Here is a 17,777-nt window from a genome sequence, read left to right as displayed (position 1 = left end):
CTTCTTCCTTGCTTGACTTCATCACCTACCGCCCCATGGCGGCCACGCGCGCGGTCAGCTTCAAGCCGGTACCGGTCAGCACCACCAGGTAGATCCCCTGCGAGCCATTTGGCCAGGACAAGCGGAGCGTGCCTCCATGCGCTGTGATCCGCTCTTCGTAGACCAAACGGCCAGCGGCATCGAACAGGCGCACGCGATCCGGTCGCAGGTCCGGCGGCCAACGCAGCCACCAGCCATCGCCCTGCCAATGGGTCTGCAGTTGGGCCGGTGCGATACCCGTTCCTTTCTCGATAGGTCGCACGGCCACTTGGTCGATGAAGTGATAGGCGTAGGACACGGGCGATCCACCGGGTGACAGGTCGATGTAGTCCACCGTTCCCAACGGATCGAAGTTGCCGATCACCATCCACTGCTCACCGCCTTGCGCAACGAACGTGTCCGCCAATTGTTCCCACACGAAACCTTCCAACAGGTATGGGCTTTCCGGGTGGCGCAGCCGCATCTGGGGTGTCACGCTCAACCAGTTGGGTGTGGCCTCGAACAGGCTGTCCTGCCCGAACCATACCCCGATGTGGTCGATGGCATAGCGCCAGCGCCTGCGCACCTGCCACAACGAAACCTCGTACCCGGCACCAGCCACCATGGGGGCGCTGAGCCTGGTCATGAGGTATTCACGTGTGGAGCCGTTCGGTGTAAGCATCAGGTAGATGCCCGCGTGCCGATCACCTTCATGTGAAAGCTGGAAGTACGGTGCGTTCGGTCCGGTCGGGTACATGGCGCTTCCGCAGATCCGGTCCAGATCGCAGTCCCACACATCGGGCGTGGCGGTGTTGGGGTTGTACCAGCCCACGGCTTTCAGCAGCGTGCATTGGGTGGGTGTGGAGCAGAAGACCGTGTCCTCGAAGGATCCGTTCAAAACGAGGTTGGTCTGTGCCGTCGCCATCATTGCGAGGGCGAGAGTGGTCAAGGAAAGAAGGAGTGCTCTGAGCATGGTTTGTTCTCCTTTCAAAGCCCGTGGTTGGTCGTGCAGGGCGCCCGGGCCGTGGCGCCGTGCCCGCTCGTGAAGATAGGACCGCCCCGAGGGGGCGTTGCGCTGCCTACTCCACTTCAGCAGCGCGTGTCGGTTGGGTACCCCGGCCCTCAGCAGGGGGCGTTGGGCCGGGGCCGTATCGCGCCCACGGAGCGCTGGTCGCGGTTGCCCGTGAAGGTGATGCCGTTGTCCATCCACGGCCGGTAGACCTGCTCCAGTGGCGATGAACTGCCATCGTGCAGGTGCAAGCGGCTGAAGGGGCCCTTGTTGGTGGGCCACAGGCTGTTGTTCGGACTCAGCCCCAGGTAGCCGTCCGCCGCTGGTGTGGCGAAGGAGCCCAGCGTGTAGGTCACCGTATGGTTCAACCGCATCCGTTGGATGTTGTGCGTGTAGAACTCGATCGGCTGGTTCAGATCATGCCGCACCCGCAGCGGGAAATTGTTGGCCGGAAAGGTGTTGTCCCAACCCAGGAAATCGGTTCCGGCGTTAGCCACGTTATTGGCAGTAGTCACTTGCCCCGCCACCTTGCCGGTGGTGAGCAACAGCGCACCCAGTATCAGGTGCTTCAAGAAGTCGTTCGTTCTCATGTCCTTTCGTGTTTTCGGTTCATCGAAAGGACCGGAACGATGCTCCCTATTCGGCCAATACGAACTTCACGACACGCGCTCCGCGTGTATCATGCACCTGCAACACATACGCACCACGTGCCCAGTTGCCCACGTCCACCGCATAGCGATCATGGCCCACCCTGCCGCTCCACACCCGCTGGCCCAGCATGTCCAGCACCACCGCTTCGGCACCTGCCGCGTTACCGATCACCAGCACATCCCTGGCTGGGTTCGGATACACGTACGGACCTGCATCGCTCACTTCGTCCAGACTTTGGCTCCGCTCGCAACCATCCGGTGTGGGCGACACGCAAACCGCATCCACCAGCGTGTAACTGTAAGCATTCCATGTTGGACCTGGTGGTGCAAAGTGGAGCGTGTCGGTGAGCGCGTTGCTGAAGAAGTTGCCGATCATCAGGTACCAGTAGGCGCTGTCCGCCACGAAACTGCCGCTCACCAAGGTCCAGCCCACCGTATCGCTCAGGATCTGCGGGTACAGGATGTGCGCCTGGTCCAAGGCTGCGGGATAGGGATCCCCCCAGTTCCACCGCCGGTCGTACGTGGTGAAAAGCATGCCCAGATGGCTACTAGCCAGCCAAATATTCGGATTAGAGGCCATCTCAAAAATAGTTGAGGTGTCCTGAGCCATGAACAACGGGCGTTTGACAACCGAAGAAGGGAGGGTCTTGATCCTTTCACCGTGCATGTCCTCTTTCGATGTCCAAAACGATGGACTGCACGGACGCCCAGTGGGAAGCGGTCAAGGACCTGCTCTCACCTATTCAAGAGAGGACCGAGACGCGTGGCAGGAAGCCACTGGATGCTCGGGAGGTGTTCAATGGGGTATTATGGATCTGCCGGACAGGAGCCAGATGGCAGGATCTTCCACCGCGCTACCCTCCTTACCAGTCGTGCCATCGGTACTTCCAGCGCTGGTGTCAGCAGGGCGTATGGGACAAGGTGCTGTGGGCCTTGGCGCAGGACCTCAAACGAAGAGGGAAGATCGACATCACAGAATGCTTCATCGATGGCACCTTCTCCAGTGCCAAAAAAGGGGGCTCCATATCGGCCCGACTAAGCGAGGTAAAGGCACCAAGATCATGGTCGTCACAGACGCTGCTGGTCTTCCTATCGCCGTACGGACCTTCGGAGCCAGCACCCACGAAGTGAAGCTCGTGACCCAAACGCTGGCCGCGCGTTTCATGGAAGAATTGCCCCAAGTGCTCATCGGCGACAAGGCCTACGATAGCGATCAGCTCGATCGCAAGCTCAAGCGCAGGAAGGTCCGCATGATCGCACCGAACCGCGCAGGGCGTTCAAAATCCCAAGATGGAAGGGAGCTTCGCAGATACAAGCGGAGATGGAAGGTGGAGCGATGCTTCGCCTGGCTCAACAACTTCAGGCGTACTGTGGTCCGCTACGAGTATCACAGCATCAACTTCCTGGGCTTCGTCCAGCTCGCTTGTGCCATGATCCTCATGCGCAAACTATTTTGAGATGGCTTCTAGTCACATTCCCACCGAATGCTGCATTCGCCCGGAAACTACAGTAGTAGGTCTGGCCCGGCTCCATGGTGTCCAGCATGGGAACCATGAGCCATTCACGCCACTCCTGACCGCTATCACCATCGTAGGTATGTAAGCCTGCACAGGAACTTCCCTCGAACGGCTGCTGGTAGGTGAACTGGTTCATAGGCAAGCCATTCGCCGACCCGTATGGAAGGCAGCTTTGCAAATGATCCGGAGTGAGGTAAGCACTATACCAATAGTGCAGTTGACCTAGCCCCAGCCCGAAGGTGCAGCTATCGGTTTCCTCGAACCCGGGATTGGGTACCAAGTTCTGGCTGTGGCTGGTGTTGGGTATGCAGAAAGCCGCCATCACAAAGGCCGCTACAAGCAGCAGATCATGCTCGCGGATGTATGTATAGGCGGTGCGCATCGTGTATTTGTTCGTATCAGCCGGAAGCATCGTTCCGGCCCAGAAACATGCTGGCGCTCCTGGGTAAGGTAGACAGCGCACCACCATGGATGCGCTGCCTGCCCGTGCGGGCGAGCCTGTGGCCCGCCCGCCGTACCCGGCGCCCTTGGGGCAAGCGCCTGCTCCCCAAGGGTCTGTACCTTTGCTTCAGCTTGTGTTCATCTTACGTCAGAATTTGGTGGGACATGAGCGACCAAGGCCCTCGGTGTTCCAAGCACCGGGGGCTTCTTCTGTGCAGCCCGTGCAGGCCGCGTCATTGTAGAGAGAGAGACCGGTCACTTCGTCGCGGTGACGGAGCGCGCGCACCCGCTGCCGTCTTGGATGCTGCGCCTGGCCTGTTGCGGTGGTATGTGCTGTGATCCAGGTCCATGGATCGCCATGGGTTTGACTTCGGCCTTCTCCAACCTGCGGAACACCCTCCCGGAAACAGGGTATCGCAGTTTCAACCTTTCGAACATAGGGATCCAATTGGCATCCACCAAGGATATGTGCGATACTTCATATCATCTTGTTGGAACTATTACATATCCTGAGACACACATTTCATGGCCGAATGGAGATCGTTCGCTTGTATCCATCGGGATCCGTGCATCCCAAGCGGCAGGGAGAATGAACAACTCCAACGGCGGCCATCACCGCTCACTCCAGCACGATCTCCTTCACCACATCGCGGCCGGCGTGCTCATTCAGCCTGGCCAGCAGGTCGGTGCGCAAATAGGTGAGTTCCTGGCGCAGCGGCGCGGAATCCACGCGCACACGCAGTCGCCCCTGCTTCAACCGCAGCGATACGGTGTGCCGCGCCACCATGGCGCCCACCAGCTGGTCCCACGCCGTGGCGATGTCCAGTTCGTCCATCTTCTCGCGCATCCCGGCGTCGTCCACCAGGTCGCCCAAGGCCTCATGTAGCGACCGCTCGTTGGATCTCTTCATGGGGGATGGAAGGTTGATGGTCCAGGCCGAAGAAGCGCACCTCCAGCCCCAGCCCATCCAGGGCCTGGTGCAGGCGGGCGGCGTCGGTGTCGGTGATGAGCACCTGCCCGAAACGCTGCCCCGCCAACATGGCCAGCAGGTGGCGCATGCGCTGCGGATCGATCTTGTCGAAGATGTCGTCCAGCATCAGGATGGGGCGGATGCCCGAACGTTCCCGGGTGAGGTCGAACTGGGCGAGCTTCAGCGCGATGAGGAAGGTCTTCTGCTGGCCCTGCGAACCGAAGCGCTTCAGCGGGCGATCGCCGATGCCGAATTCCAGGTCGTCCTTGTGGATGCCCACGGTGGTGTGCTGCGCGGAACGGTCGCGCTCCCAGGCGGCGGACAGCAGGGTGGACATCTCGCCATCGTTCAGCGCGGAACGGTAGGTGATCGACACTTCCTCCGGCCCCGAGCTGATGGCGGCATAATGCGCATGCAACAGCGGTGAAAGCTCGTCCATGAAGGCCCGCCGCGCACCATGGATCACCGTGGCCAGCGACACCAACTGCATATCCCAGGGCTCCAGGGCCTGCGCGGACCCGCCGCCCTGCTCCGCAAAACGCTTCAAGAGGACGTTGCGCTGCTGCAGCGCGCGGTTGTAGCGGATCAAGGCTTCGAGATAGCCCTTGTCGAATTGTGCGATGAGACCGTCCAGAAAACGGCGGCGCACCTCGCTGCCCTCCAGCACCAGCACACCGTCGTAGGGCGTGATCATCACCACGGGGTAGCGGCCCACGTGGTCGGCCAGGCGCGGGTATTCCTTGCGGTTGCGGCTGAGGGTCTTGCGCTGCCCGCGCCGCACAGCACAGAGGATGGTGTCATCGCCCTCGGCGGTGGGCACCACGCCCTGCACCATGAACTGCTCCTCGCCGTGGCGAATGTTGTGCTGGTCCTGCGGCTCGAAGTAGCTCTTGCCCAGCGCCAGGTAGTGCACAGCGTCCAGCAGGTTGGTCTTGCCCACCCCGTTGGGTCCGGTGAAGCAATTCACCTCCGGCCCCAGGTCCAGGGCCATCTCCCGGTGGTTGCGGAAGGCCAGCACATGCAGGCGGGACAGGTGGAAGCGCATGACGCGGCCAAAGGTAACCGGCGCGCGGAGGGGGGCGGTCCGGGGCGTATCACTGGCCATGGCCATGTACAGGTTGGACCAGCGACAAGCACCCTGGTCGTGGCCTCCGTGTCTTCGTGCCTTCATGAGCGCCCATGCTCCCTGAGCGCAAGTCCCCGAAAGGTCTATTTTTGCGCCTCGCTGAAAAAGCCCTCCCCCTGGCGGGCCAGCCCCATACATGAGCAAGAAGACCAGCAACGACACCGGCACGCAGGATATGGACCTGGGCGAGGTGTACAGCCGTACCGAGCTTTTCCTGGACCGCAACAAGAAGGCCATCACTTATGGCGCCACGGGCCTGGTGGTGGTGGTGGCCCTGCTGCTGGGCTACCGCAAGTTCATCGCCGAGCCGCGCGCGCAGGAGGCCAGCGAGCTGATGTGGAAAGCCGAGTACTACTTCGAGGTGGACTCGCTGGACAAGGCCCTGGATGGCGACGACCAGTGGCCGGGCTTCCAGGCCATCGCCAGCGACTACGGCGGAACGCCCGCCGGCAAGCTGGCCCACTACTACCTGGGCAGCATTTACATGCAGAAAGGCGAATACGACCTGGCCGTGGACCACTACCAGAAGGCCAAGGTGAAGGACGATGTGCTCCGCGCCCTGGCCGTGGCCGCCATCGGCGACGCCTACGTGGAACTGGGCCGCGAGGCCGATGCCGTGAAGCAGTTCGAGAAGGCCGCCGGCATGCACCGCAACGAGTTCACCACGCCGCTCTTCCTGATGAAGGCCGGTCTGATCCACCAGCGCGCGGGCGACCACCGCGCCGCCGCGAAGGCCTTCCGCCGCATCGCCAGCGAGTTCCCCAACAGCAGCGAGGCCAACCAGGCGCGCAAGTATGCGGGGAGGTCGGAGGCTTTGGGTGGTTGAAGGCCTTGGGTCGCCGGCCTGTTGAGCCGTTGGATGTTGGATGGCGCATGACACCATGTCCACAGCTGACAAACACCTCTCCCACTACGACCCCGCCACGGTGCCCTCCGGTGCGGGCCACCGTTTCGCCATCGTGGTGAGCGAGTGGAACCTGGAGATCACCGATGCCTTGCGGCGTGGCGCGCGGGAGACCCTGCTGAAGCATGGTGTGGCCGAGGCCGATCTGGTGGAAGCCTGGGTGCCCGGCAGCTTCGAACTGGCCATGGGCGCGCAGGTGCTCATCGAACGTGGCGGCTTCACGGCCGTGATCTGCCTGGGCAGCATCGTGCGTGGCGAAACGCCGCACTTCGACTATGTGTGCCAGGGCACCACCCAGGGCATCATGGCCGTGGGGATCAAATACAACATGCCCGTGATCTTCGGTGTGCTCACCGACGACAACCTGGAGCAGGCCCGTGCAAGGAGCGGCGGGCGCCACGGCAACAAGGGCGTGGATTGCGCCGTGGCCGCGCTGAAGATGGCCGCGCTGAAGGAGGGCGGCTGATCACCCTTGCCCCCGGATCCCCGATCTTCGTACCTGCCACTCCTGGCCATGAAACACATGACCATGCGCAGAACACTCCTCCATCTTTTCGCCCTGCTTCCTTTCGCCATCGCCGCGCAAACCGGCCATATGGGGCCGCGCTTCGGCCCGGCCTTCGCCACGCTGAGCGCCGGCGGACTTTTCCAGAACACGGGCGATCTGATGGCCGGGCCGCTGGTGGGATGGCACTTCGAGGCGCCGCTGCATCCGCAGGTGAGCCTGATGCCGGAGATCCTCTACCTCACCAAGGGCTTCGCCAACCGCAATCCCGCGCAGGCCGTGCGCAACCGGCAGACCTATCACTATCTGGAGGTGCCGATCCTGATCAAGGCCAGCCTGGACAAGAACGAGAACGGCATCTACCTGCTGGCGGGCCCGAGTGTGGGCTACTTCCTGCGCGGCCGCTCGCGCACCTGGCAGGAGAACGAACTGCTCTGGGACTTCAAATTCAACACGCCCATCAACGGCCGCAAGCTGCAGATGAGCGGACTGGTGGGCATGGGTCTCGAAGGCGAGCGCTGGGCCTTCGACGTGCGTGCCATGACGAGCGTGACGCCCTTCGACCGCATCCAGCGCCTGCAGAACGTGGTCTACGCGCTCACCTTCGCCTATCGCATCCCGGGCAAGAGCTGATCACACTTTCGTGCGCACCTTGTCCCAGCGCTTCACCTGCCAGGTGATGGTGCCCGTGGCCAGGTGTTTGCCCGCCTGGTCATGGACCTCCACGGTGCTGGTGAAGTCCGCCACCTCGCTGTTGCGCAAGGGCACGAGCACCTGCCGCTCGATGTCCGCCAAGCCGGGCACGCAGGTGGCATGCGCACGCTGCTTCGCCTGGTAGTGGTAGTCCATCCGCAGGCTGCGCATGATCAGCCGGTACGCCTTGGGGTCCAGGTGCTCCAGCAACGACAGCCCGCTGCACATTTCGGACGCGGTGGCCATGGCGCAGGCGTGGATGCCCTTGATGTGGTTGCGGTTCACCCGCCACCAGGGGATCTCCACCCGGATGCCGCCCTCCTTCATGGGCACCACCCGGAAACCGTGCGGGGCGTTGAAGGGGATCATCCAGTCCAGCGCATGGTTCATCCACCAACGCGTGAAGGCGGAATGGCGGGCTTTGCGGAGAAGCGTGGGAAGGTGCATGGGGAAGGGTTGTCCGTTGTCGGTCGTCCGTGCCGGGCATCCGACAACGGACAACCAATTTCTACTTCAGGATCGCGGCGATATCCGGCGGCGTATAGCGGTCGCTTTTCATCACCTTGCCATCATCGCGGTAGATGGGCCTGCCGTCGGCGTCCAGCTTGCTCATGTTGCTGCGTTGGATCTCGCGGAAGACCTCGTCGATCTTGTGCTCCAAGCCGTGTTTGAGCAAGGTGCCGCAAAGGATGTAGAGGATATCGCCGAGCGCATCGGCCACCTCGGTCAGGTCGCCGCGCAGGGCCGCATCCAGGTATTCCTCGTTCTCCTCGCGGATGAGTTTGTAACGCAGCAGCGCTTCGCGGTCGCCGATGGCCCCGAGCGGCGCCTTGGCGTTGGTGATGCCGAAAGCCTCATGGAAGGTGCGTACGTGGCCGATGGCTTCGGCCAGGGAGAGCGGTGACGTGTCGCGCATGGCCTCGAATGTAGCCGCATATCGGCCTATGATGGGGTTAACACACTTTAACTGCATGGCCTTGGACCACCTTTCGCGCTCCGGTCAACTTTGTGCGTTCCCCTTGTGGGCGTAGGCCCCGACCAACACCGAGACACCATGGAAGAGACCCTCGCCACAGGCCCCGGTACGGCCACCACCGACAGCATCCGCGCGCTGAACGACCGCATCCAGGCGGGCAGCGCCTTCGTCGACCTCATCGATCGCGAAATGTCACGCGTGATCGTGGGGCAGAAGGACATGGTGCACAAGCTTGTGACGGCCCTGCTGGCCGACGGGCACATCCTGCTGGAGGGCGTGCCCGGCCTGGCGAAGACCATGGCCATCAAGGCGCTCGCCCGCACCGTGGCGGTGGATTTCAGCCGCATCCAGTTCACGCCCGACCTCCTGCCGGCCGACCTCATCGGCACCATGATCTACAGCCAGCGCGACGAGGCGTTCACCGTGAAGAAGGGACCCGTCTTCAGCAACTTCGTCCTCGCCGACGAGATCAACCGCGCGCCGGCCAAGGTGCAGAGCGCCCTGCTGGAGGCCATGCAGGAACGCCAGGTCACCATCGGTCCCGAGACGCATCGCCTGCCCGAGCCCTTCCTGGTGCTGGCCACCATGAACCCCATCGAGCAGGAAGGCACCTATCCCCTGCCCGAGGCGCAGATGGACCGCTTCATGATGAAGGTGGTGCTCGACTACCCGCGCCACGCCGAGGAGAAACTCATCATCCGCCAGAACGTGCGGCCCGGCGGTCTGGAGCAACCGCAGCAGGTGGTGCGGCCCGAGGAGATCCTCGCCGCGCGGAAGCTCGTGCGCGAGGTGTACATGGACGAGAAGATCGAGCAGTACATCGTGGACATCACCCACGCCACGCGCCGGCCGGACCAGTACAAGCTGGCCGACCTCACGCCGCTGATCGCCTTCGGGGGCAGCCCGCGCGCCGGCATCAACATGGCGCTCGCCGCCAAGGCCTGGGCCTTCACCAAGCACCGCGGCTACGTCATCCCCGAGGACGTGCGCGCCGTGTGCCCCGATGTGCTGCGCCACCGCATCGGACTCACCTACGAGGCCGAGGCCGAGAACATCACCGTGCAGGAGATCATCGACCGTGTGCTGAACACGGTGGAAGTGCCCTGATCATCGGCCCATACGTCCATGTGCCATGGAACCGACGGCCGCATGAGCACAGGAGCACATGGGCACAAGCCCACATGAACACCGCCCAACATACCAAGGAACTCCTCAAGAAGGTCCGCCTCGTGGAACTGCGCACGCGCGGGCTCAGCGAGCAGATCTTCAGCGGCGAGTACCACAGCGCCTTCAAGGGCCGCGGCATGGCCTTCAGCGAGGTGCGCGAGTACACCCATGGCGATGAGGTGCGCACCATCGATTGGAACGTCACCGCGCGCTTCGGGCATCCCTTCGTGAAGATCTTCGAGGAGGAGCGCGAACTCACCGTGATGCTGGTGGCCGATGTCAGCGGATCGGAGGATTTCGGCAGCACTGACAAGCTCAAGCGTGAACTGATCACCGAGGTCTGCGCCACGCTCGCCTTCAGCGCCATCCGCAACAACGACAAGGTGGGACTGGTCCTCTTCACGGACCGTGTGGAGAAGTTCATCCCGCCGAAGAAGGGCCGCAGCCACATCCTGCGCCTGATCCGCGAACTGCTCGAGTTCCGGCCCGGAAGCCGCGCCACGGACATCACCGAGGCCCTGCGCTTCCTGAACAACGTGATCAAGAAGCGGAGCATCGCCTTCCTCATCAGCGACATGCGCGATGAGGGCTACGCCGACGCGCTGCGCATCGCCAACCGCCGGCACGACCTGGTGGTGTTGCGCACCAGCGATCCGCGCGAGAACGAACTGCCGAGCATGGGTCTGGCCTGGTTCACCGATCCGGAAACGGGCCGCAGCACCTGGGTGGACACCGGGTCGCGTGCCGTGCGCAACGCCTACCGTGCCGCGGCCATGAAACACGCCAATGGCACGCGCGAGATCCTGCGGCGCGCCGGTGTGGACCACGCCACCATCAGCACCCACGAGGGCTACGTGAAGCCGCTGATGAACCTCTTCAAGCGCCGCGAGGCCATGCGATGAGGAGCGCGGCCGCCATAGCGCTGCTGCTTGTGCCGCCCGCCGTGGCGCAGGTGACGATGGACCTGGATACCGCCGTGCTGCGCATCGGTGAACAGGCCGTGATCACCTTGCGCACGCCGCTGGATGGCAGCGAAGTGGTGTGGCCCCAGGTGCCCGACAGCATCGGCGCGCACATCGAAGTGCTCCATGTGGGCGGCACCGACACGCTGATCGCAGCCGGTGTCGGGGAAGCGGTGCGCCGCATTCGCATCACCAGTTTCGACACGGGCTTCTGGGCCATACCGCCCTTCGTGTTCCGCATCGATGGCCGCGATGTGCCCACCGCCGCCCTGCTGCTCGAAGTGCGTGCCACCGCGATCGACGAGCCCGCCGCACTGCGCCCCATGCGCGGCCTGTACGAACCGCCCTTCAGCCTGTGGTGGCATGTGCGCCGCTGGGGACCCTGGGTGCTGGGCATCGGCGCCGCCGTAGCGTTGTTGCTCTTCATCCTGAAACGCAGGCCGCGCCGGGAAACGGCACCCGTGGTGACCGTGGAAGCCACGCCCGACCCGCATGAGCGTGTGCTGGCCGGTTTGCGCGCACTGGAAGCGGAAAAGGTCTGGCAGGCCGGCCGCCACAAGGAATACCATGCCCGCCTCACGGACCTGCTGCGCGGATACATCGAGGAGCGCTTCAAGGTGCCCGCGCTGGAGCGCACCACCGCGGAGCTGATGCAGGAACTGGCCGTTGCCCCCGTGGAGCATGAGGCCCGTCTGCGCTTGAAGCACATGCTCGAACTGGCCGACCTGGTGAAGTTCGCCAAGGCCATGCCCACGGCGCCGGAGAACGAGGCCATGATGGCCGGCGCCATCCGCTTCGTGCTGGACACCACCCCCACCGCAACGCCTGCCACCCATGCGTCCTGACCGCGAGAGGATCATCGCCGCCTTGTGGGCATTGGCCGCTGTGGTGCCCGTGGCGCTCGCCCTGGTGTGGATGTGGCGCCGCTTCACTCCTGCTGACGCGCGCCTGCTCTGGGCCTTCGTGCCCGTGGTGCTGATCGCCGCCTGGCATGTCTGGCGCCTGCGCATGCGGCGGCCGCGTGCCCTGCTGCCCACCACGCCCACCTTGCTGCGCGGGCCGCGTGGCCCGCTCACCGCGCTGCGCCACCTCCCCTTCAGCCTGGCGCTGGCCGGTACCGGCCTGCTGCTGGTGGCCATGGCACGCCCCCAAAGCCGCGACAGCTGGCAGGACGTGGAACGCGAGGGCATCGACATCGTTCTGGCGCTCGACGTCTCCGCCAGCATGCTGGCCAAGGACCTGAAGCCGGACCGCATGGAAGCCGCCAAGCGCACGGCGGTCGAATTCATCGAAGCGCGCCCCAACGACCGCATCGGCCTGGTGGTCTACGAGGGCGAGGCTTTCACGCAATGCCCGCTCACCACGGACCACGCCGTGCTGAAGGACCTCTTCCAAGGCGTGCGCTCCGGCTTGATGGAAGGCGGCACGGCCATCGGCATGGGGCTGGCCACCGCGCTGAACCGGCTGCGTGAAAGCGAGGCCAAAAGCAAGGTGGTGATCCTGCTCACCGACGGGGTGAACAACGCCGGCGTGATGCAACCCATGGACGCCGCGCAGATCGCCGAGGCGCTCGGTGTGCGCGTCTACGCCATCGGCGTGGGCACACGCGGCAAGGCCCTCAGCCCCGTGGCCCGCTACCCCAATGGCCAATACCGCTTCGACTACATCGATGTGGAGATCGACGACGCGCTGCTGGAACGCATCGCCACCATGACCGGCGGCCGCTACTTCCGCGCCACCGACGAGAAGAAGCTGCGCGAGATCTACCGCGAGATCGACGAGTTGGAGCGCACGCGCGTCCGCGTCACCGAATTCAGCCAGCGGCACGAGGAGTACTTCCCCATCGCCGCGGCCGGTGCCGGCCTGTTGCTGCTGGGTTTCCTCTTCGACCGCACCCTGTTGCGCACCATGGCATGAGCGGCACGCGCGGATATCGCATGGGCCTGATCGCCTGGACCACCCTGCTGCTGGAAGCAGTGGCCTGGGGCGTGATGCTGTCCCTGTGGTGGCTGCTGATGCGCGAGGTGCCCTCCTTCCGCTTCGAGCGGCCCTGGGCCCTGTGGGCCATGACGGCCATGCCGGTGATGACCCTGCTGTACCTCTTCGACATGGCGCGCCGCAACAGCACGCTGGCCCGCTTCGCGGATAAGCCCGTGCGCCAGCGCATGCTGCCCGGCATCTCCACGGAGCTCGCCCTGGCACGTTTCCTCACCTGGCGCCACGGCATGGGCCTGGTGATCGTGGCGCTGGCCGGCCCACAGACCAGCGGCCGCGTGGAGGAGGTGCGCACCGAGGGCATCGACGTGGTGGTGGCCATCGACGTGAGCAACAGCATGGCCTGCGAGGACCTGCGCCCCAGCCGCATGGAGGTGGCGCGCCGCTCGGTGACGCGTTTGATCGATCGCATGCAGGGCGACCGCCTGGGCATGGTGGTCTTCGCGGGCGAAGCCTACGTGCAGCTGCCCATCACCATCGACCGCAGTGCGGCGAAGCTATTCCTGCACAGCGTGGGCACACACACCGTGGCGGCGCAGGGCACGGCCATCGGCGCCGCGATCGACCTGGCGCAACGCAGCTTCGATCCCGAAAGCGCGGCCGCGCGATCCATCATCGTGGTGAGCGACGGCGAGGACCACGAGGACGACGCGCTGGGCGCCGCACGCCGTGCCGCCGCGGAAGGCATCGTGATCCACACCGTGGGCATGGGCACGCCCCAGGGTGGTCCGATCCCCATCCGCCGCAACGACAAGACCACGGGCTTCCGCAAGGACCGCCAGGGGAACACGGTGGTGACGCGGCTGAACGAGGACATGCTGCGCCGCATCGCGGCGGAAGGCAACGGCACCTACCTGCGGGCCAATGAGGCGGGCACGGCCATCACCCAACTGGTGGACGAACTGAAGGGCATGGACCGCACCGAGTTCGAGGGCAGCTACCGTTTCACCGCGCATGAGGACCGCTACCAATGGCCGCTCGGACTCGGCATCCTGTTGATCGTGTTGTCCATCGCCCTGCCCGAACGTCTGCCATCCCGCTTCGATCCACCCGCGATCGCCGCATGAGAACACACGCGTACATAGCGATCGCCCTGCTGACGGCCTGCTCGTCATCGCCCGAGCGCATCGCGGAGGATGCCCTGCGCGCAGGCAACATGCGCTATGCCATCGGTGACCATGCCGGTGCGGTGCAGCGCTATTCCCGCGCGGAGCATGATGTGCATGCCATGCACAACCGGGCCTATGCGCACCATCAACTCGGGGAATGGGGCAAGGCGCTGGCCGATGTGACCCTCGCCGCGCAGCTCACCGAGGACAGCCTGGTGCAGGAACGCGAATGGCAGGACCTGGGCCACCTGCTCGTGGCCCAGGCGCTGTGGGCGGACAGTCTCTCGCGCCAGCATGCCGACGTGTTGTCCAAGATCACCATCGAGGGCGACGACATCGCACGCAAGGTGAGCCTCTTCGTGCTGCGCGATTCCCTGCGCCGCGAGACACGCAGACTCGGCGCACTGGCCGATTCATCGCTTGTCGCAGGGGCGAAGGCCTACCGCGAGACGCTTCGGCGCGCGCCACGCAATGAGGACGCCCGGCACGATCTGGCGCTGACGATGAAGCTCATCGCCCTGCGGCCCAAGCCCGACAGCGGTGGCGATGGCGGCGACAAGAACGACCAGAAGGAACTCGGTGAAAAGGCCCGGCTCATCATCGAACGCGCCGACCAGCTGGTGGAGGAGCACAAGTTCAAGGAAGCGCTGCGTTTGCTGCAGGAGGGCCTGAAGCAGGATCCCTCACTGGAGCAGCGCAAGGAATACATGGACAAACTGGAGACGGTGGACCGCGCCGCACAAGCCACATGATCCGCGCATCGCACATCACCACCATGGCGGTCCTGCTCGCGGGGCCGATCTTCGGGCAGTCGTTGCCCCCCGAGGATTGGTTCAACCGTGCGGCCAAGGAATACGTGAAACAGGACAAGACCCTCGCCCTGCGCACACTGGACCGCGCCCTGCAGGAGCATCCCGGCGATCCACGCCTGTTGCGGCTGGCGGAAGAACTGCTGAAGGAACAGGACCAGCAACAACAACAACCGCAGCCACAGCAGAGCCAGGACCAGCAACAGGACAAGCAGGACCAGCAGAACGATGGCGGCCAGCAGCAACAGAAGCAGGAACAGCGCAATGACAAGCCGGAGGGCGGCCGCATCTCGCCGCAGGACGCCAAGCGCATCCTGGACGCCCTGGACCGGCAGGAGCGCGACACCCAGGACAAGGTGCGCGAGCGGCAACGCCCGGTACCACGAACACCCGCCGACAAGGACTGGTAGATGATGGCCCAAGGCATGCGATCGATATTGCTGGCGCTGGTGCCGTTCACCACCATGGGTGTGGCCTGCGCGCAGGAGATCTCCTTCACCGCCAAGGTGGACCGCCAGACCATCGCCGCCGGGGAGCATGTGCGCCTGACCGTCACGCTCGTCAACGCCAAGGAAGCCTTCACCGCGCCCGACCTCGGTGGTCTGGTCATCGTGCAGGGACCCTATGAGCAGTCCAGCTTCAATTACGTGAACGGCCGCATGAGCAGCACCGTCTCGCGCACGTGGACGCTCACCGGCACGCGGGAAGGCCGGTTCACCATCGGCCCGGCCACGGTGCGCATCGGTGGCGGCATCATCCAGACCGAGTCCATCACCATTGAAGTGGGCAAGGCCGTCGCACGTCCGCAGGATCCCCAAGCGGCGCAGGGCCAGGGCCGCGACCCCAACCTCTTCGCCACCATCGCGCTCAGCAGGAACAAGGGTTATGTGGGCGAGCAGATCATCGCCACCTGGACGCTCTACTCGCGCTACAACAACCTGGAACTCTCCCGTTACGACGTGCCCAAGATGAACGGCTTCTGGGCCGAGGATGTGGACCTGGGCACCACCTCGTGGCAGGACAAGCTGGAAACGATCAACGGGTTGCAGTACCGTGTGGCCATCCTGAAGAAGCAGGTGCTGCTGCCGCAACGCAGTGGCAAGCTCCGCATCGAACCGCTGGAACTCACCTGCATCGTCAACCGTTCCTTCTTCAACCGCGGGCAACAGCTGGAACTGAAGAGCAACGCCGTGGAATTCACCGCACAGGAACTGCCCACGCCGGCGCCGACGGGCTTCCAGGGCGCCGTGGGCGAACTGCAACTGAACGTGCGCGTGGACCGCAGCGATGTGAAGGCCAACGAGGCCGTGGAATTGAGCCTGAAGCTCAGCGGGCGCAGCAACCTGAAACTGTTGGAAACGCCGCGCCTGGACCTGCCCGCCGACTTCGACAGCTACGACCCGAAGGTGACGGACAAGATCACGGTGAACGCCAACGGCATGAGCGGCTCGCGCGAATTCCAATACCTGCTCATCCCGCGCTACGAGGGCATCTATGACCTCGGCGCGATCACCTACAGCTACTTCGACACCAAGGCCGGTGCCTACCGCACCCTGCGCGCGGACCCCATCACCATCCAAGTGGACGCGGGCGACGCCACGCAGGCCGCGCCGCAGCGACCCGGCAAGAGCGATGTGCGCGTGCTGGACCGCGACATCCGCTACATCCGCACCGGCGACCTGGGCTTGCGGCCGAAAGGCTGGCTGCTGCACGGCTCGGCGCCCTGGCTCGCCGGCATGGCCACCCCGCCCCTCGCCTTCCTGCTCTTCCTGCTCATCCGCCACCGCCGTCAGCGCGATCTGGCCGACCCCACCGGCCGCCGCCGCCGCCTGGCCGACCGCGTGGCGCGCGACCGCCTGAAGCAGGCCCAGGACGCGCTGCGCAACGCCGACCGCGCCACCTTCCACACCGCGCTCAGCAAGGCCCTCACCGGGTACATGGCCGACAAGGCCGGCGTATCGCCCGCCGAAGTGACGCCCGACCGCGTGCGCACAACACTCGCCGCGCAGCCGGATGGCGCAGCACTGGCCCAGGAATTCCTTGACCTCTCCGCCGTGTGCGACATGGCGCGCTTCGCCCCGGTGGAGGAACACCCACGCCAGGAATTGTACGACCGTGCGGCACGGCTCATCGGCCGCTTGGAACAAACGCTGCGCACATGAACACGCGATCGCTGCTTCCGATCCTGCTGATCATGGGCACCACGGCCCACATGCTGGCGATGGACCGCACCACGGCCGACAGTCTGCTGGCCCGTGCGCAGGATGCCTACACGAAGGCGGAATACGCCGAAGCGCTCGCCCTCTACGACAGCGTGGCCACCACCTGGGACGCCGCCGCATTGCGTTTCAACATCGGCAACTGCCACTTCAAGCTGGGCGATGTGCCACGCGCCATCCTCAATTACGAACGCGCATTGCGCCTGGCCCCCGGCGCCGACGATGTGCGGGCCAATCTGGACCTCGCGCGCCAGCAAGTGGTGGACCGTGTGAACGAACTGCCCGGCTTCTCGCTGGGCGCCACCTGGGGCCGCTGGCGCGGTGGCCGCGATCCGGACATCTGGGCACGCCGTGCGCTGTGGTGCTGCCTGGTCCTCTTCGCCCTGCTCGCCATGGCCGTGGCGCTGCCGCGTGGGGTGTGGAAACGCGCCGTCCAAGTGTGCGCCGCGCTCATGCTCATCGCCACCATCGCCACCACCTCCCTCTCCATCGCGCGCGCCGCCGAGGTCCGCGACCGCAGCGAGGCCATCATCCTGGCGCCCAAGGTGGACATCCGCGGCGAACCCCGCGAGGGCGCCACGCTCCTCTTCACCCTGCACAAGGGCACCAAGGTGAACGTGCTGCAGCAAAGCGGCGGCTGGAGCGAGGTGCGCCTGCCCAACGGCCACATGGGCTGGATGCCGCCCGGCGCGGCGGAACGGATCTGA

The 17,777-nt window shown here is 64.7% G+C and carries 22 protein-coding genes; 14 read left to right on the top strand and 8 right to left on the bottom strand.

Translation table 11 applies throughout. The features are described from left to right. Window positions 1-25 precede the first annotated feature (25 nt). From KIT10_01790 to KIT10_01780, 3 genes are all read right to left on the bottom strand, one after another. Window positions 26-967, bottom strand: a complete 942-nt coding sequence (locus KIT10_01790; protein MCW5897972.1) for a T9SS type A sorting domain-containing protein — start codon at window positions 965-967, stop codon at window positions 26-28. A 173-nt stretch (window positions 968-1,140) separates the two neighbouring features. Beyond that, a complete protein-coding gene (locus KIT10_01785; protein ID MCW5897971.1) occupies window positions 1,141-1,617 on the bottom strand; it encodes a hypothetical protein in 477 nt (158 codons plus the stop codon). A 46-nt stretch (window positions 1,618-1,663) separates the two neighbouring features. Beyond that, on the bottom strand, window positions 1,664-2,212 hold the full coding sequence (locus KIT10_01780) for a T9SS type A sorting domain-containing protein (GenBank protein ID MCW5897970.1): 549 nt from the start codon (window positions 2,210-2,212) through the stop codon (window positions 1,664-1,666). 155 nt (window positions 2,213-2,367) lie between these two features. Between KIT10_01780 and KIT10_01775 the strand changes: the two genes are divergently transcribed. Beyond that, on the top strand, window positions 2,368-2,808 hold the full coding sequence (locus KIT10_01775) for a transposase (GenBank protein ID MCW5897969.1): 441 nt from the start codon (window positions 2,368-2,370) through the stop codon (window positions 2,806-2,808). Beyond that, window positions 2,739-3,134, top strand: a complete 396-nt coding sequence (locus tag KIT10_01770) for an IS5 family transposase (GenBank protein MCW5897968.1) — start codon at window positions 2,739-2,741, stop codon at window positions 3,132-3,134. Before KIT10_01775 ends, KIT10_01770 begins: the two co-directional genes overlap by 70 nt. On the opposite strand, the gene KIT10_01765 is transcribed toward KIT10_01770, so the two are convergent. From KIT10_01765 to KIT10_01755, 3 genes are all read right to left on the bottom strand, one after another. Continuing rightward, window positions 3,115-3,576 (bottom strand): hypothetical protein, encoded by a 462-nt coding sequence (locus KIT10_01765; protein ID MCW5897967.1) that lies wholly within the window; start codon window positions 3,574-3,576, stop codon window positions 3,115-3,117. The genes KIT10_01770 and KIT10_01765 overlap by 20 nt on opposite strands. Before the next feature lie 678 nt (window positions 3,577-4,254). Next, complete coding sequence (locus tag KIT10_01760; GenBank protein MCW5897966.1) at window positions 4,255-4,545, bottom strand: DUF721 domain-containing protein; 291 nt, start codon at window positions 4,543-4,545, stop codon at window positions 4,255-4,257. Next, window positions 4,514-5,650, bottom strand: coding sequence for a DNA replication/repair protein RecF (locus KIT10_01755; GenBank protein ID MCW5897965.1), 1,137 nt, complete (start codon window positions 5,648-5,650; stop codon window positions 4,514-4,516). Before KIT10_01755 ends, KIT10_01760 begins: the two co-directional genes overlap by 32 nt. 217 nt (window positions 5,651-5,867) lie before the next feature. Between KIT10_01755 and KIT10_01750 the strand changes: the two genes are divergently transcribed. The 3 genes from KIT10_01750 to KIT10_01740 all read left to right on the top strand — a co-directional run bounded on the left by KIT10_01750 (window position 5,868) and on the right by KIT10_01740 (window position 7,773). Next, window positions 5,868-6,557, top strand: a complete 690-nt coding sequence (locus KIT10_01750; protein MCW5897964.1) for a tetratricopeptide repeat protein — start codon at window positions 5,868-5,870, stop codon at window positions 6,555-6,557. A gap of 55 nt (window positions 6,558-6,612) precedes the next feature. Beyond that, a complete protein-coding gene (locus KIT10_01745) occupies window positions 6,613-7,101 on the top strand; it encodes a 6,7-dimethyl-8-ribityllumazine synthase (GenBank protein ID MCW5897963.1) in 489 nt (162 codons plus the stop codon). Between the two features lie 63 nt (window positions 7,102-7,164). Next, window positions 7,165-7,773 (top strand): PorT family protein, encoded by a 609-nt coding sequence (locus tag KIT10_01740; GenBank protein MCW5897962.1) that lies wholly within the window; start codon window positions 7,165-7,167, stop codon window positions 7,771-7,773. On the opposite strand, the gene KIT10_01735 is transcribed toward KIT10_01740, so the two are convergent. Both KIT10_01735 and KIT10_01730 read right to left on the bottom strand, forming a co-directional pair. Beyond that, a complete protein-coding gene (locus KIT10_01735; GenBank protein MCW5897961.1) occupies window positions 7,774-8,280 on the bottom strand; it encodes a DUF4442 domain-containing protein in 507 nt (168 codons plus the stop codon). Window positions 8,281-8,341: 61 nt separating this feature from the next. Continuing rightward, window positions 8,342-8,749, bottom strand: a complete 408-nt coding sequence (locus KIT10_01730) for a nucleoside triphosphate pyrophosphohydrolase family protein (protein MCW5897960.1) — start codon at window positions 8,747-8,749, stop codon at window positions 8,342-8,344. 138 nt (window positions 8,750-8,887) lie between these two features. Here KIT10_01730 and KIT10_01725 point away from each other — a divergent pair, with 138 nt between their 5' ends. The 9 genes from KIT10_01725 (at window position 8,888) to KIT10_01685 (ending at window position 17,777) form a co-directional block, all read left to right on the top strand. Then, a complete protein-coding gene (locus KIT10_01725; GenBank protein MCW5897959.1) occupies window positions 8,888-9,916 on the top strand; it encodes a MoxR family ATPase in 1,029 nt (342 codons plus the stop codon). Window positions 9,917-9,990: 74 nt separating this feature from the next. Next, window positions 9,991-10,878, top strand: coding sequence for a DUF58 domain-containing protein (locus tag KIT10_01720; protein ID MCW5897958.1), 888 nt, complete (start codon window positions 9,991-9,993; stop codon window positions 10,876-10,878). Then, window positions 10,875-11,783, top strand: coding sequence for a hypothetical protein (locus KIT10_01715; protein ID MCW5897957.1), 909 nt, complete (start codon window positions 10,875-10,877; stop codon window positions 11,781-11,783). Before KIT10_01720 ends, KIT10_01715 begins: the two co-directional genes overlap by 4 nt. A 70-nt stretch (window positions 11,784-11,853) precedes the next feature. Beyond that, the gene (locus KIT10_01710; protein MCW5897956.1) at window positions 11,854-12,855 is read left to right on the top strand and encodes a VWA domain-containing protein; all 1,002 of its coding nucleotides are present in this window, start codon (window positions 11,854-11,856) and stop codon (window positions 12,853-12,855) included. Further along, window positions 12,852-14,000 carry a VWA domain-containing protein gene (locus KIT10_01705; protein MCW5897955.1) on the top strand — a complete coding sequence of 383 codons (1,149 nt, stop codon included), beginning with the start codon at window positions 12,852-12,854 and terminating at the stop codon, window positions 13,998-14,000. Before KIT10_01710 ends, KIT10_01705 begins: the two co-directional genes overlap by 4 nt. Then, window positions 13,997-14,794, top strand: coding sequence for a hypothetical protein (locus tag KIT10_01700; GenBank protein ID MCW5897954.1), 798 nt, complete (start codon window positions 13,997-13,999; stop codon window positions 14,792-14,794). Before KIT10_01705 ends, KIT10_01700 begins: the two co-directional genes overlap by 4 nt. Then, window positions 14,791-15,261: a hypothetical protein gene (locus KIT10_01695; GenBank protein ID MCW5897953.1), complete on the top strand. Its 471-nt coding sequence runs from the start codon at window positions 14,791-14,793 to the stop codon at window positions 15,259-15,261. The genes KIT10_01700 and KIT10_01695 overlap by 4 nt, the downstream gene beginning before the upstream one ends. Before the next feature lie 15 nt (window positions 15,262-15,276). After that, complete coding sequence (locus KIT10_01690) at window positions 15,277-17,013, top strand: protein BatD (protein MCW5897952.1); 1,737 nt, start codon at window positions 15,277-15,279, stop codon at window positions 17,011-17,013. Continuing rightward, window positions 17,010-17,777: a tetratricopeptide repeat protein gene (locus KIT10_01685; protein ID MCW5897951.1), complete on the top strand. Its 768-nt coding sequence runs from the start codon at window positions 17,010-17,012 to the stop codon at window positions 17,775-17,777. Before KIT10_01690 ends, KIT10_01685 begins: the two co-directional genes overlap by 4 nt.

The organism is Flavobacteriales bacterium (assembly GCA_026129465.1).
Classification (GTDB): domain Bacteria; phylum Bacteroidota; class Bacteroidia; order Flavobacteriales_F; family PHOS-HE28; genus PHOS-HE28.
This window is presented reverse-complemented; position numbering and strand designations above follow the sequence as displayed.

Coding starts and splice junctions, on each gene's coding strand:
- KIT10_01785 (MCW5897971.1), bottom strand. CDS start 1,617: ATGAGAACGAACGACTTCTTGAAGCACCTGATACTGGGTGCGCTGTTG.
- KIT10_01780 (MCW5897970.1), bottom strand. CDS start 2,212: ATGCTTTTCACCACGTACGACCGGCGGTGGAACTGGGGGGATCCCTAT.
- KIT10_01775 (MCW5897969.1), top strand. CDS start 2,368: ATGGACTGCACGGACGCCCAGTGGGAAGCGGTCAAGGACCTGCTCTCA.
- KIT10_01770 (MCW5897968.1), top strand. CDS start 2,739: ATGGTCGTCACAGACGCTGCTGGTCTTCCTATCGCCGTACGGACCTTC.
- KIT10_01765 (MCW5897967.1), bottom strand. CDS start 3,576: ATGCGCACCGCCTATACATACATCCGCGAGCATGATCTGCTGCTTGTA.
- KIT10_01760 (MCW5897966.1), bottom strand. CDS start 4,545: ATGAAGAGATCCAACGAGCGGTCGCTACATGAGGCCTTGGGCGACCTG.
- KIT10_01755 (MCW5897965.1), bottom strand. CDS start 5,650: ATGCGCTTCCACCTGTCCCGCCTGCATGTGCTGGCCTTCCGCAACCAC.
- KIT10_01750 (MCW5897964.1), top strand. CDS start 5,868: ATGAGCAAGAAGACCAGCAACGACACCGGCACGCAGGATATGGACCTG.
- KIT10_01745 (MCW5897963.1), top strand. CDS start 6,613: ATGTCCACAGCTGACAAACACCTCTCCCACTACGACCCCGCCACGGTG.
- KIT10_01740 (MCW5897962.1), top strand. CDS start 7,165: ATGCGCAGAACACTCCTCCATCTTTTCGCCCTGCTTCCTTTCGCCATC.
- KIT10_01735 (MCW5897961.1), bottom strand. CDS start 8,280: ATGCACCTTCCCACGCTTCTCCGCAAAGCCCGCCATTCCGCCTTCACG.
- KIT10_01730 (MCW5897960.1), bottom strand. CDS start 8,749: ATGCGCGACACGTCACCGCTCTCCCTGGCCGAAGCCATCGGCCACGTA.
- KIT10_01725 (MCW5897959.1), top strand. CDS start 8,888: ATGGAAGAGACCCTCGCCACAGGCCCCGGTACGGCCACCACCGACAGC.
- KIT10_01720 (MCW5897958.1), top strand. CDS start 9,991: ATGAACACCGCCCAACATACCAAGGAACTCCTCAAGAAGGTCCGCCTC.
- KIT10_01715 (MCW5897957.1), top strand. CDS start 10,875: ATGAGGAGCGCGGCCGCCATAGCGCTGCTGCTTGTGCCGCCCGCCGTG.
- KIT10_01710 (MCW5897956.1), top strand. CDS start 11,854: ATGTGGCGCCGCTTCACTCCTGCTGACGCGCGCCTGCTCTGGGCCTTC.
- KIT10_01705 (MCW5897955.1), top strand. CDS start 12,852: ATGAGCGGCACGCGCGGATATCGCATGGGCCTGATCGCCTGGACCACC.
- KIT10_01700 (MCW5897954.1), top strand. CDS start 13,997: ATGAGAACACACGCGTACATAGCGATCGCCCTGCTGACGGCCTGCTCG.
- KIT10_01695 (MCW5897953.1), top strand. CDS start 14,791: ATGATCCGCGCATCGCACATCACCACCATGGCGGTCCTGCTCGCGGGG.
- KIT10_01690 (MCW5897952.1), top strand. CDS start 15,277: ATGCGATCGATATTGCTGGCGCTGGTGCCGTTCACCACCATGGGTGTG.
- KIT10_01685 (MCW5897951.1), top strand. CDS start 17,010: ATGAACACGCGATCGCTGCTTCCGATCCTGCTGATCATGGGCACCACG.